The sequence below is a fragment of the Enterococcus sp. DIV0174 genome, assembly GCF_050529065.1.
GTDB classification, from domain to species: Bacteria; Bacillota; Bacilli; order Lactobacillales; family Enterococcaceae; genus Enterococcus_B; species Enterococcus_B thailandicus.
Genome location: NZ_CP172881.1, coordinates 1 through 14,239, shown reverse-complemented (window position 1 = coordinate 14,239; position 14,239 = coordinate 1). Strand labels below are relative to the sequence as shown.

12 protein-coding genes are annotated in these 14,239 nt (G+C 35.4%); all 12 read right to left on the bottom strand.

Annotation, left to right across the window (positions count from 1 at the left end; genetic code table 11):
* Positions 1-115: 115 nt before the first annotated feature.
* The 12 genes from dnaB to dnaA all read right to left on the bottom strand — a co-directional run bounded on the left by dnaB (position 116) and on the right by dnaA (position 14,239).
* Positions 116-1,483, bottom strand: a complete 1,368-nt coding sequence (gene dnaB, locus IGJ93_RS00060; protein WP_067483644.1) for a replicative DNA helicase — start codon at positions 1,481-1,483, stop codon at positions 116-118.
* A gap of 184 nt (positions 1,484-1,667) precedes the next feature.
* Positions 1,668-2,120 (bottom strand): 50S ribosomal protein L9, encoded by a 453-nt coding sequence (rplI, locus tag IGJ93_RS00055; protein WP_067483646.1) that lies wholly within the window; start codon positions 2,118-2,120, stop codon positions 1,668-1,670.
* A 5-nt stretch (positions 2,121-2,125) separates the two neighbouring features.
* The gene (locus IGJ93_RS00050) at positions 2,126-4,099 is read right to left on the bottom strand and encodes a DHH family phosphoesterase (protein WP_071869224.1); all 1,974 of its coding nucleotides are present in this window, start codon (positions 4,097-4,099) and stop codon (positions 2,126-2,128) included.
* A gap of 167 nt (positions 4,100-4,266) precedes the next feature.
* Positions 4,267-4,503, bottom strand: a complete 237-nt coding sequence (gene rpsR, locus IGJ93_RS00045; RefSeq protein ID WP_016623165.1) for a 30S ribosomal protein S18 — start codon at positions 4,501-4,503, stop codon at positions 4,267-4,269.
* 24 nt (positions 4,504-4,527) lie between these two features.
* Complete coding sequence (gene ssb / locus IGJ93_RS00040) at positions 4,528-5,040, bottom strand: single-stranded DNA-binding protein (protein WP_067483650.1); 513 nt, start codon at positions 5,038-5,040, stop codon at positions 4,528-4,530.
* A 47-nt stretch (positions 5,041-5,087) separates the two neighbouring features.
* Complete coding sequence (gene rpsF / locus IGJ93_RS00035) at positions 5,088-5,387, bottom strand: 30S ribosomal protein S6 (protein WP_067483652.1); 300 nt, start codon at positions 5,385-5,387, stop codon at positions 5,088-5,090.
* A 182-nt stretch (positions 5,388-5,569) separates the two neighbouring features.
* The gene (gene gyrA / locus IGJ93_RS00030; RefSeq protein WP_285700733.1) at positions 5,570-8,062 is read right to left on the bottom strand and encodes a DNA gyrase subunit A; all 2,493 of its coding nucleotides are present in this window, start codon (positions 8,060-8,062) and stop codon (positions 5,570-5,572) included.
* Between the two features lie 21 nt (positions 8,063-8,083).
* Positions 8,084-10,030 carry a DNA topoisomerase (ATP-hydrolyzing) subunit B gene (gene gyrB, locus IGJ93_RS00025; protein WP_075491783.1) on the bottom strand — a complete coding sequence of 649 codons (1,947 nt, stop codon included), beginning with the start codon at positions 10,028-10,030 and terminating at the stop codon, positions 8,084-8,086.
* Complete coding sequence (recF, locus tag IGJ93_RS00020; RefSeq protein WP_075491781.1) at positions 10,027-11,151, bottom strand: DNA replication/repair protein RecF; 1,125 nt, start codon at positions 11,149-11,151, stop codon at positions 10,027-10,029. The genes gyrB and recF overlap by 4 nt, the downstream gene beginning before the upstream one ends.
* Positions 11,138-11,380: a S4 domain-containing protein YaaA gene (gene yaaA, locus IGJ93_RS00015; protein WP_067483660.1), complete on the bottom strand. Its 243-nt coding sequence runs from the start codon at positions 11,378-11,380 to the stop codon at positions 11,138-11,140. Before yaaA ends, recF begins: the two co-directional genes overlap by 14 nt.
* Before the next feature lie 224 nt (positions 11,381-11,604).
* Complete coding sequence (dnaN, locus tag IGJ93_RS00010; RefSeq protein WP_075491779.1) at positions 11,605-12,735, bottom strand: DNA polymerase III subunit beta; 1,131 nt, start codon at positions 12,733-12,735, stop codon at positions 11,605-11,607.
* A 169-nt stretch (positions 12,736-12,904) separates the two neighbouring features.
* Positions 12,905-14,239 carry a chromosomal replication initiator protein DnaA gene (gene dnaA, locus IGJ93_RS00005; RefSeq protein ID WP_067483664.1) on the bottom strand — a complete coding sequence of 445 codons (1,335 nt, stop codon included), beginning with the start codon at positions 14,237-14,239 and terminating at the stop codon, positions 12,905-12,907.

The window sequence follows — 14,239 nt, the reverse complement described above, 5'->3', positions numbered from 1 at the left end:
GTAAAAACGGTTTATTTACGAACGTTTTACAAATTATTTAAAAAATTTCCATAATAAAAAAAGCTTGGCTTTACTGTCTACACAATAAAAACAAACTTTTTTTCAAAAAAATTTATTAGAATTCTTCCCTCGGTGAAAGTGAAGAAAACTTATTATATTCTTTAATAAATAGTAGCTCAACAGTCCCACGTGCACCACTCCGGTTTTTCTCAATGATTACTTCGATTACATTATCATTTTGTGGTTCTGTCGTTTCTCCGTCTTCTCCGCTTTCACGATCATAATAATCATCACGATATAAGAACGCTACGATATCGGCATCTTGCTCAATAGATCCAGATTCCCGAATATCACTAAGAACTGGACGTTTGTCTTGTCTCTGTTCTACACCACGTGAAAGTTGGGATAACGCAATTACAGGTACTTTTAACTCTTTTGCCAATTTTTTCAACTGACGCGAAATATCAGACACTTCTTGTTGACGATTTTCTCGCCCACTCCCTTCAATCAATTGTAAGTAATCAATCAAAATCAATCCTAAATTTCCTTTTTCTTGTGCTAGTTTTCTACATTTCGCACGAATTTCAGAAATTTTGATACCAGGAGTATCATCAATATAAATATTGGCTCGTGATAAGCTTCCCATAGCAACAATTAAGTTTGACCACTCTTCCTCTGATAATTGACCTGTTCGTAAATGACTAGCCTCAATGGATCCTTCTGCACAAAGCATACGATTTACTAATGATTCCGCACCCATTTCTAAACTAAAAATTGCTACAGCACGATCTGTTTTTGTTCCAACATTTTGAGCAATGTTCAGAGCAAAAGCTGTTTTACCTACCGCTGGACGAGCGGCAATGATAATTAATTCTTCTGCTTGAAAACCTGCAGTCATTTTATCTAACCCTTGATACCCTGTCGGTAACCCGGTAATTTCTTCATTATTTTGTGCTAGCTGATCAATATTTTCAATTGTGGAGTTCAAAACTTCAGCAATTGATAAAAAACCACTACGATTTCTTTTTTCAGATACTTCTAAAATACTTCGTTCTGCGTCGTCCAAAATCGACTGAACTTCTTCACCTTGTTCAAAGCCCTTAGTTACAATTCCAGTTGCTGTTTGGATTAAATTTCGCAACAGAGATTTTTCTTCAACAATTTTGGCATAGTAAGCCACATTTGCAGCTGTAGGGACCGCCAAAGCAAGTTCTGAGAGGTAACTTAATCCCCCAGCATCTTCTAAAAGATTTCCTTGCTCTAATCGATCCTTCACAGTTACAACATCTATCGCTTCATTGCGATCATTCAACTCAATCATTGTTTCAAAAATAATTTGATGACCACGACGATAAAAATCTTTTGGCTCTATGTATTCCATGGCATCAATGATCGTTTCTGCATCAAGAAAAACAGAGCCTAAGACTGCTTGTTCCGCTTCAATATTTTGCGGTGGAATTCGATCCTGCCACACTTCACTCATACTTATCGCTCCTTGTCTTCGGTTGCTTCATTTTACAAGAAAATAACTGAAATGTACACCGCATAAGAAAAGAGGTGTGACAAAAATCTTGTCATACCTCCTTTTTCCGAATAAACAGTGTTCCAAAACAACGCCTCACTATTTGTCAGAGTTAAACGTTTTGCGTCACAATCTCTTTGTACTCTTATTCTTGCACAACATGTACTTTAATCGTCGCAGTTACATCATGATGCAACTTAACTGGTACGTTTGTGTAACCTAAAGCTCTGATTGGTGTTTCCAATTCTATTTTTCGTTTATCGATTTTTACTTTATATTGTTTGTTCAATCCTTCTGCAATTTGTTTTGATGGGATTGATCCAAACAAACGACTGTCTTCACCAGCTTTTGCTTTAATTTCAACAACTGTGTCTTCTTTTTCAAGAAAATCTTTTAATTTTTTTGCTTCAGCTAAAATTTCGGCTTCATGCTTTTCTTGTGCCTTTTTTTGTCCAGCTAATTGACTAATGCTACCTTTATTAGCTTCCTTAGCTAAATTATTTTTCAATAGATAGTTTTGTGCATATCCAGTTGGAACTTCTTTGACGTCCCCTTTTTTGCCTTTTCCTTTTACATCTTGCAAGAAAATTACTTTCATTTGGCCTACTCCTTGTCATATATTTGATTTATATTCTCATGAATTGCTGCTAATAACCGCTCTTTTGTTTCTTCAACTGTTGTATTTTCCAATTGTGTTGCTGCATTGGTAAAATGACCTCCACCACCTAAAGACTCCATGATGAGTTGGACATTGATTGTTCCACTGCTTCTTGCGCTAATTCCGATCAAACCATCTGTTCGCTTAGTGATAACAAAGGCAGCATTAATATCAATCATTGACAGCAACGTATCAGCTGTTTTAGCGGCAATAACACTATTATACTCTTTCTCATTTGTTCCTGCTGTTACCACAATATCTTTTGTAACATACTCACTGTGAGCAATTAGATCGCTGATTTCTAAATAAGTATCTAAATCAGAGCTTAATAAATATTGTACTAATGACGCATCTGCTCCGCAAGACCTCAAATAACTTGCCACATCAAATGTTCGAGCCGTAGTTCTCACATTAAAACTATTCGTGTCTACGGTCATCCCAGCGAGTAAAAGTGTTGCTTCAAAACGATCAAGTCTATTGGTTCTCGTACTTTGATATTGAATCAATTCTGTTACCAATTCTGAGGCTGATGACGCAGATGATTCAATGTAAGTTAATAATGGTTTATTTGGAAATTCTTCTCCACGTCGATGATGGTCAATGATAACAATCTTATCAAATTGGTCATACAGGCTCTGTGAGATTGATAATGATGGTTTATGATAATCTACCATAACTAATAAGTCATTGTCTTGTTTGATCTCCATCGCTCGCTCTGGCGAAATTATTTGAGCTTCTAGCTCTGGATGCTTGTGAATTTCTTCTAAACACCTAGAAACATCTGGAATAATTTCATCTTCATTAATCACAACGTATGCTTTTTTCTGATTGAAGCGCGCCAAACAACTGACACCAAAAGCAGAACCTAAAGCGTCCATATCTGGAAAACGATGGCCCATAATAAACACATCATTTGTTTCTGTAAATATTTTCCGTAACGCAGTACTCATTGCACGAGATCTTACTCTTGTTCTTTTTACGTTTTTCGCTGACTTACCACCATAGTAAGTTGGTTTTGATCCTTCTTGGACTTCTTTTACAACAACTTGATCGCCCCCGCGAACTAAAGCAATATCTAAATTATTCTGTGCTTCGTCGCCAATTTCTTCTAGCGTTTTTTGCCCATAAGCAACACCCATACTTAGCGTAATCGGTAAATTTTGTTTTTCTGCTTCAGCTCTCAGCCGGTCTAATAAGTCAAATTTCTTTTCCATCATCTTTTTCAAATCAATCATTTGTGCAAAAAAGAAGAAACGCTCTGCATTTATTCTCTTATAAAAAATATGATATTCATCCATCCAATCAGAAATCAATGTGGTAACAAATGAATTTAGATAAGAAATCTCTTTATCATCTAATTTATCAATTGCATCTGCATAGTTATCAATTGATAAAATTCCGATTACGGGCTGTATATTTGTTTGATGCAATTTTAATAATTGATTTTGTGTGACATCACTGAAGTAGATAACTCCTTTGACCGTATCTAGATCAAACTGAAAGGTTTTGTCTGCTAAATATAATTGATTTTTCTTTTTTTCTTTAGCAGAAAAAAAGGCATCTAATAATTCAGTTTCCGATAATGCACTCTTATCTTTTATATCTAGAGCAAAGGGATTTAACCATTCGATTTTTTGTGTCGTTGGTTGGTAAGCGATTACTCCTACAGGCATAATCTCTGAAACATATGCGAGATTAGTTTCTGCCACAGTCGATGCTTGTTGAATTTTCTCTCGGTTTCTTAAAACTAACCATCGACTCATCTTTAACCAATAACGGAAACAAAGTGCATTCATGACAAATACAATTAATGCACTAATTAATCGAAACGGAAACACTAGAATAACCAAAACTTCTATTAGAATAAACAAAAAAAAGAAGAATGGTCTGGGGGTAAAGTTTAAATTTTCATCTTCCATATTCTCCCTCCCACTAATAATTAGTTCAATTTTACCATATTTTGGTCAATACAAGCGACTAACATCTATATCTGCTCCCTAAACAAAAAAAAGAAACTATAATTCTGCTTTTATATAAAAAAGAAGCAATAATCCTTTGGGATTATTGCTTCTTTTTTTACAATTTATTAGTCTTCACTAACGAAAGGTAGTAAGCCCATAATACGAGCACGTTTAATTGCAACAGTAAGTTTACGTTGGTTTTTAGCGCCTGTACCAGTTACACGACGTGGCAAAATTTTACCGCGTTCTGAGATAAATCTTTTTAGTAATTCGATATCTTTATAATCGATATATTCAATATGATTAGCAGCAATATAGTCTACTTTACGACGTTTACGTCCGCCTCTTCTTTGTTGTGCCATTCTATTTCCCTCCTATCAATTCGTTTAGAATGGTAAATCATCATCTGAAATGTCAATCGTTGAACTTGAACCAAATGGATCAGTTGTGTCACGATCAAAATCAGGCATACCGTTGGATGATTGAGATGTTTGATTAAAGTTATTGTTTCCACCAAATGTGTTTGTTGATTGGTTTGAGCTTTGGAAACCGCCACTTTGTTGACGATTTTCTGATGCAGAACGAGATTCCAATAATTGGAAGTTATCAGCTACTACTTCTGTAACATAGACTTTTTGTCCTTGTTGATTATCATAAGAACGTGTTTGAATACGACCAGTAACACCTAAAAGTGTACCTTTACGTGCATAGTTAGCCATTGTTTCTGCTGATTTACGCCAAATAACGCAGTTAATAAAGTCAGCCTCTCGATTTCCACTTTGGTTTGTAAAATTACGATTTACGGCCAGAGTAAACGTTGCTACTGCAGTTCCGTTTGATGTGTATCGTAAATCCGGATCTTTAGTCAGACGTCCAACTAGTACAACATTATTAATCAAAATAGTCATCTCCTCTCATCGTTTTCCTTTGTTCCATGTGAAACAAATTAAGCTTCTTCTTTAACAATCATGTGACGAACGATATCGTCATTGATTTTAGCAAGACGATCAAATTCATTGATTGCACTTGCATTTGATGGAGAAGACACTTTAACGATGTGATAGATACCTTCACGGTAACCGTTAATTTCATAAGCTAAACGGCGTTTTTCCCAATCTTTAGATTCGATAACTTCAGCTCCGTTATCTTTTAAGATTGTATCGAAACGTTCGATTAAAGCAGTTTTTGCTTCTTCATCAATGTTTGGACGAATAATATACATAATTTCATATTTCGTATTTTCCATTGATTTCACCTCCCTATGGACTTTAGGCTCTTGTTATTCCAAGAGCAAGGAGAGTTTTCTAATATAATTAGACTACTCACAATCTTTGATTATACACGCATTACGTCTTTTGCGCAACAAAAAAATAAGAGCACCTTAAAATTTAAGGTACTCTTATTATAGATTGTTTTCAAAGAAAATTTTTATTCCTCTGTTGTTTCTTCTGCATCAATTTCTGAATTTACTTCTGTTACTTCTTCAGTCGCTTCAGGTTCAACTGCTGCCATTGTTACAACTTTTGTATCAGCTTCCATTTTCATTAAACGAACGCCTAATGTTGAACGACCAGTTTGAGAGACTGTTGACACATTAAAACGAATAATGACGCCTTTATCTGTAATCAACATAATATCTTCTTCACCAGTAACAGTCGTTAATCCAGCTAAAGGACCATTCTTCTCAGTAATATTGGCCGTTTTAATTCCTTTACCACCACGACCTTTTACAGGATATTCAGATACTTTTGTACGTTTTCCATATCCTTTTTCTGTAATTACAAGAACCTCATGATTTTCTGTCATCAAAGCTGCGCCGATGACATAGTCTTCTTCTCTTAAACGAATTCCCCTTACACCAGAAGCAGTTCTCCCCATATCACGGATAGCTTTTTCTTTGAATGTAACTGAGTAACCATTGTGCGTTCCAATGATAATATTCGATTCGCCATTTGTTAATAAGACATTGACTAACTCATCACCATCTTTTAAGCCAATGGCAATCAAGCCATTACTTCTAATGTTAGAAAAGGCGGTCACTGCTGTTCGTTTTACAGTTCCTAGACGAGTAGTAAAGAATAGATAATGCCCTTCTTCTGCTTTCCCTGTTACAGCAATAATTGCTTGGATTTTTTCACTAGAATCAATTCCAAGTAAATTAATGACGGGGATCCCCTTGGCAGTTCTACCATATTCTGGAATTTCATATCCTTTTGCACGATATACTTTTCCGTTGTTCGTGAAGAATAATAATGTGTCGTGTGTTGAACAGGAAACAAGATTTTTTACAAAATCATCGTTATGAACACCCATGCCTTGTACACCACGTCCGCCACGTCTTTGTGCTCTAAATTCATTATTAGCAACACGTTTGATATAACCATTATTTGTCAAAGTAATAACGATTTCTTCTTCTTCGATTAAATCTTCATCTTCTAAGCTTAAGACTTCACCAACTAAAAGTTCTGTCCGACGTTTATCACCAAATCGTTGATTTAACTCAGCAAGTTCTGTTTTGATAATTTCAGTAATTCGTTCAGGTCTTGCCAAAATATCAGTTAAATCTGCAATCAATTTTAATAATTCTTGATATTCATTTTCAATTTTTTCACGTTCTAAACCAGTTAGTCTACGAAGGCGCATATCTAAAATTGCTTGTGCTTGACGATCTGACAAAGCAAATCGTTCAATCATTGTTGCTTTTGCAATATCATCAGATTTTGATCCACGAATAATAGCAATAATTTCATCAATGTGATCTAACGCAATGCGTAAACCTTCTAAAATATGTGCCCGTGCTTCAGCTTTTTCTTTATCAAAAATTGTACGACGTGTGATTACTTCACGCTGATGTTCAACATAGTTTTCAAGAATTTCTTTCAAGCTTAAAACTTTAGGAACACCTTTTTCAATTGCTAACATATTAAATCCAAACGAGTTTTGCAATGAAGTCATTTTATATAAGTTATTTAAAATAACAGAAGCACTAGCATCACGGCGTATATCAATAACAATACGCATTCCTTCACGAGAAGATTCATCCCGTAAATCAGTAATTCCTTCAATTCGTTTATCACGATGAAGTTCAGAAATTCGTTCAATTAGTTTTGCTTTATTTACCATGTATGGTAATTCTGTGACTAAAATTCTTTCTTTGCCATTCGGCATTTCAGTGATTTCAACTTTTGCTCGAACAGTAATTGATCCTCTACCCGTTTCATAGGCACGGCGTATTCCAGATTTACCCATAACTAGACCGCCAGTTGGGAAGTCTGGTCCAGGTAACACTTCCATTAACTCATTTGTTGTAACTTCCGGATTTTCTATCAACAAATCAATTGCCGCTACAACTTCTGATAAATTATGTGGAGGGATGTTCGTTGCCATACCTACCGCAATACCAGTTGTCCCATTGACCAAAAGATTGGGGAACCGAGCAGGAAGAACTTCTGGTTCCTTTTCCGTATCATCATAGTTACTTTGGAAATCAACTGTATTTTTGTTAATGTCTCTTAGCATTTCCATAGCAATCTTACTCATTCGGGCTTCCGTGTAACGCATTGCGGCAGCTCCGTCACCGTCCACAGAGCCAAAGTTTCCGTGACCGTCAACTAGCATATAGCGATAGCTGAATGGCTGAGCCATCCGAACCATGGATTCATAAATAGCACTATCACCGTGGGGATGGTATTTACCCATAACATCCCCAACAATTCTGGCTGATTTTTTATGTGATTTATCTGGTGTAACACCTAATTCATTCATTCCGTACAAGATACGACGATGAACTGGTTTCAATCCATCTCGAACATCAGGTAATGCACGAGCTACGATAACACTCATTGCATAATCGATGAAGGAGTCTTTCATTTCATTGGTTAGATTGACATCATGGATGTTTTCACTAAATTTTTCACTCACAATTCTTTTCCTCCTTCATGATTAAATATCTAAGTTTTTAACGTAATGTGCATTTTCTTCAATGAACGCACGACGAGGTTCTACGCGATCTCCCATCAGCATTTCAAAAATTTGGTCTGCAGCAATTGCATCGTCTACAGTTACGCGAGCCATCATTCGATTAGCAGGATTCATGGTTGTTTCCCATAATTGATGATCATCCATTTCCCCTAGACCTTTATAACGCTGAACGTTTGGTTTAGGCGATGCAGGTAAGGAAGCAATAACATTTTTCAAGTCCTCTTCTGCGTTTTTACCTGGTTGAACATAAGTGATTTTCTTTCCTTGTTTTACTCCATACAAAGGTGGCTGTGCAATATAAACATAGCCGGCCTCCACGATTGGACGCATGTAACGATAAAACAATGTTAATAGCAGTGTTCTGATATGAGCACCATCAACATCGGCATCGGTCATAATAACTAATTTATGATAACGTGCTTTTGCTACGTCAAAATCTGCTCCAAATCCTGTTCCCATTGCTGTAAACAGTGAACGAATTTCTTCATTGGCTAAAATTTTATCCATACTTGCTTTTTCAACGTTTAAAATTTTCCCACGAATTGGTAAAATAGCTTGAAATTGACGATCACGTCCTTGTTTTGCTGATCCTCCAGCAGAATCGCCTTCGACGATAAATAGTTCGCATTTTTCAGGATCATTACTTGAACAGTCAGCTAATTTTCCTGGCAAATTACTAATTTCTAGTGCGCCTTTACGTCGAGTAACTTCACGTGCGCGTTTAGCAGCTAAACGTGCTTTAGATGCAAGTAATCCCTTATCAACGATTTGTCGTCCAACACTTGGATTTTCAAGTAAAAATTTCATGAAATGTTCGCTGAACAATCGATCAGTTACAGTACGAACTTCAGAATTTCCTAATTTTGTTTTCGTTTGACCTTCAAATTGTGGATCTGGATGTTTAATTGAAATAACAGCTGTTAACCCTTCACGAACATCTTCTCCAGTTAGATTGTCGTCATTTTCTTTCATCAATTTTTGTTTTCTTGCATAGTCATTAACAACGCGTGTCAGTGCTGTTTTAAATCCAGATTCATGTGTTCCGCCTTCATATGTATGAATATTATTGGCAAAACTCATAATGTTTGAATGATAACCATCTGTATACTGCATTGATACTTCAACTGTGATATCTTGCTGTTCACCTTCCAAATAAACTGGTTCTGGGAACAAAACATTTTTACTGCTATTTAAAAATTCAACGTAGCTCTTAATCCCGCCGTCATAATGATATTCTTTAATAACTGGTTCTTCTTCACGCTTATCTTCAATTGAAATATGCATTCCGCGGTTTAAGAAAGCTAGTTCTCTAATACGCGTTGCTAATTTATTAAAGTCAAAAACAGTTGTTTCAGTGAAGATTTCTGGATCAGGAATAAAATGGACTGTTGTTCCGTGACGATCGGTTGTATCAATAATTTTCAAATCATCGACAACAGCACCTCGACGGTATTCTTGATAATAAACATTTCCGTCTTTATAAACTTTTACATCTAATAGAGTAGACAACGCATTTACAACAGAAGATCCTACACCATGAAGACCACCTGATACTTTATATCCGCCACCGCCAAATTTACCTCCGGCATGCAAGATAGTAAAAACTGTTTCCACAGCTGGACGTCCCGTTTTAGCTTGGATATCAACAGGAATACCACGACCATCATCAACTACTGTTATACTATTATCTTTTTCAATAATAACGTGGATAGAAGTAGCAAACCCAGCTAATACTTCATCAATTGAATTATCAACGATTTCCCATACTAAGTGGTGCAATCCTTCAGAACTTGTTGTTCCAATGTACATCCCTGGACGTTTACGAACGGCTTCCAGTCCTTCTAATACTTGAATCTGACTGGCATCATATTCTTTAGCGCGATCCACTAAACTTTTTTCTTCCGTCATTCAGTTTCGTCTCCTTTTATTTTTCCCTGTTGAACATAAAATATTTCTGGTTCAACGGTCATTTTATTTTTTACATGATCAAGTGTTGTCGTTGTTAAAAAGGTTTGGACTTTCCCTTCGATTGTCTCCAACAAATGTAATTGGCGGTTATCATCTAGTTCACTCATCACATCATCCAATAGCAAAATTGGGTACTCACCTGTTTCCTCTTTAATCAAATCGATTTCTGCCAATTTAACACTTAAAGCAGTAGTTCTCTGCTGTCCTTGTGACCCATAAACTTGAACATTTTTTTCATTGATAAAAAAATGAAGGTCATCTCGATGTGGTCCTACAGTTGTCGTACCTCGAAATAGATCCTTTTTTTGATTTTTTGCTAATTCTTCTAAAAATTGTTTTTGAATTTGCTCTTGCGATTGGCTCTCCAAAGAATTAAGCGTCGTCACATATTCAATTTTAAGGTGCTCTTTTTGATGCGTGATTTGTTGATGTAGTGAATTAGCCCAAAACTCTAACTTTTTAATAAACTGGCTTCTAGCTTTCAACACTTTACTTCCAAAATCTGCTAATTGTTCCGATAAAATATCTAGATAAAGCAAATCTGACTGCTTTTTTTCGCTTAATTGCTTTAAATATTGATTTCGTTGTTTCAAAATTGACTGATATTGAACCAAATTATATAGATAAATAGGATTAATTTGACCTAATTCCATATCTAAAAATTTTCGACGTACTTGAGGACTACCTTTTACTAATGATAAATCTTCTGGTGCAAATAAAATGACATTTAGTTGCCCAACGTAACTACTTAATTTTTTTTGCTCAATATGATTAATCTTGGTTTTACGCCCTTTTTTAGATAATAAAATCTCTAAAGGAAGTTTAGAAGAACCTTTACTAATTTCACCTTGAACAAGTGCTTGTTCTTGTTCCCAGCCAATTAGTTCTTGTTCACTAGTTGTACGATGACTTCGTGTCATAGCAAGTACATAAATACTTTCTAACAAATTCGTCTTTCCTTGAGCATTTTCACCTAAAAAAATAATCAAATTCTTGGAAAAATCCATAGTCAATTCATCATAGTTTCTATAATTTTTAAGGTGTAGCTTATTCAGCCTCATTATTCACTTTTCCTTTTTTTACCATAAAAAAAGTTCCTACATCTGGAACTTCAATCATCATTCCGGGATAAAGTTTTCTTCCTCGACGGTTTTCTGGTTCACCGTCAACTAAAACAGTATTTTCAGCTAAATACCATTTTGCTTGGCCACCACTGCCAATAACAGTAGTTTCTTTCAACATTTGGCCCAACGTCATAAATTCTGTTTCTAAAATGACTTGTTGTTTCAATATCCATCCCTCATTTTCATTATTAAACATAGCATTATTATACCTTTTTTTGAGGAATAAAACAAATTTTCCTACATATTTTCAAATATAAGAAGATTTGATTCTAAAAAGGTCTTTTGAATAAAAAGAAACAGAAAGCCTTAAAATTGATTTTAGGGCCTTCTGTTTCAAAATTTATTTTTTTGATTTTTTTCAAAGTATTTTTCAAAAGGATGAAAAAAAGATTAATTTGTCCGAACCGGCGTGATCAACTGAATAAATTGAACACCTTCTTCAGCAGGTTCTAATGTGAACGGACGGATAGCTGAAATGAATTTAACTTTGATACTCATATCTCCAAATGCACGTAGAGCAGCTTTCATGTAGTCTGGATTAAATGAAATTTCTAATGGATCTCCACTGCTAGCCGTATAATTTAAGCTTTCTTCTACTTTACCAATTTCAGGCGAGTTTCCGTATAACACAACTGAATCTGAATTAATTGATAAACGAACAATGTTATTGCGGCCTTCGTGAGACAACAATGAAGCACGTTCAATCGCTGCTAATAAGCTTGGTACTGAGAATTCAACTTCCGTATTAAAGCTTGATGGAATTAAACGATTAGTATCAGGATAATTCCCTTCTAGTAAACGAGAATAGAAGAACATTGTTTCAGTTTTAAAAAGCACTTGGTTTTCCATGATACTAATTTCAACAATTTCTTCTTCATTGGTTAACGAGCGAGAAAGTTCAGTCAAACTTTTACCAGGAATAACAATATCAAAATGGTCAGCTGTTTGATCTACTGGAATAACACGTTGGCTCAAGCGATGTGAATCTGTAGCAACTGCTAATAATGATTCATCCGATAAAATTAAATGTACTCCAGTTAAAATTGGGCGACTTTCATGTTGAGAAACAGCAAAAACTGTTTCATTGATCAATTTATTTAATACATGAACAGGTAATTTCATTTGGTTGTGGCTTTCGATAACTGGTAAATGTGGGTAATTATCTGCATCTAATCCATTAACAGTAAAGTTGGCTTTACCAGAAGTAATTGCTACCTGCTTATTTTCTAAAACTTCTAAAGTAAAGTTTTCTTCCGGTAAACGACGAATAATCTCGCTAAAAAAGCGTGCTTGTAAAACAATTGAACCTGTAGATTCAATTTGCATCTGAGCCTTTTCATTTTCAACAGATAAAAGTGTTTCAATTGAGATATCTGCATTGCTCCCTGTTAACGTTAAACCTTCATCAGTTAACGTAATTTTGACCCCAGTTAAAATTGGGATGGTCGTTTTACTTGAAATAGCTCTTTGAACAGTATGTAGCTCTTGCATAAAGCTAGCTCGATTTAAAGTAACTTTCATGATGAATCTCCTTTTGCGTAGTTAATTTATTATTAGTTAATTAAAATAATAAAAGTAATAGGGCATGTTAATTTTGTGGAAAACTATTAAAAACATAATAGTCCGTAGAAAAAATCGCTGTGGACAAACTGTGGATAAAAAAAGTAAAACTTTTATCTTTATCCACAAGCTAATTAAGTAAGAAATTTTTGATTTCTGAAACTTCATTTTGCATGCTCATGCTGGAATCCATCAAATGTTGGATTTTTTCATGTGCATGGATGACAGTTGTATGATCTTTCCCACCAAATTCAGCGCCGATTTTTGGTAATGAGCTATCTGTGAGTTCACGTGCAAGATACATCGCAATTTGACGTGGGACAACGATAGACTTGACACGTTTCTTTCCTTTTAGATCTTTTAGCTGGACATGATAATACTTAGCAACTTCTTCTTGGATTTGTAAAATAGTCAATTGAGAATGACCTTTTCCAGATTTTAACGTTTTTAAAGCATCAGCGGCCAAGCTAGTTGAAATATCTGCGCTATTAATTGCAGCGAAGGCTTGAACTCGAACCAAAGCACCTTCAAGTTCCCGAATATTTGAATCAATTTGGCCTGCGATATAACTTAAAGTGTCATCTGGAATTTCTAATTGTTCGGCAGCAGCTTTTTTACGTAAAATAGCTGTTCTAGTTTCAAGATCTGGAGGTGTAATATCGACAGAAAGTCCCCAAGCAAAGCGCGAAACTAGTCGTTCTTGCAGTTTTGGAATTTCATTGGGCAAACGATCACTTGTTAAGACAATCTGTTTGCCCTCGTTGTAAAGTGCATTAAATGTATGAAAAAATTCCTCTTGAGTAGCCTCTTTTTCTGCAAAAAATTGAATGTCATCTACTAATAGTAAATCAACATTTCGGTATTCTTGACGAAATTCTTCGGCAGTTTTATTTTGGATCGAATTGATAAAATCATTCGCAAAAGTTTCACTGCTTACGTATTTTACTTTTGCATTTGGCTGGCTTAACAGCATTTGGTGACCAATCGCATGCATCAAGTGAGTCTTCCCTAAACCAACACCACCATAAAAGAAAAGTGGATTGTAAATTGATCCAGGATCTTCTGCTACAACTAATGCTGCAGCATGTGCCATTTGATTTCCTTTACCAATGACAAATGTATCAAAAGTATATTTAGGATTTAACATGGCTTTTTTGATTGGCGCAGCCATGGTGGGCTTCTCCATTTTTTCAGTAATGATTTCTTCTTGTTCAAGCTCATCCCCAGTGACAAAACGTGGAATAATTTCATCTTCAGTCAGCATATAGCCAACTTCAACAATTTTTGTAGCTAGATTTTTTTCCCAATATTCTTTGTGAATCTTACTTGGAACCTCTAAGACAAATTGATGATTGTCTAATGAACGAGGTGTTGCAGTTTCAATCCAAGTATTGTAACTCGCAGGAGATAAATCTCTTTGATAAGTAGTTTTTAATTCGTTCCATAAAGCATCGAGGGATACCAT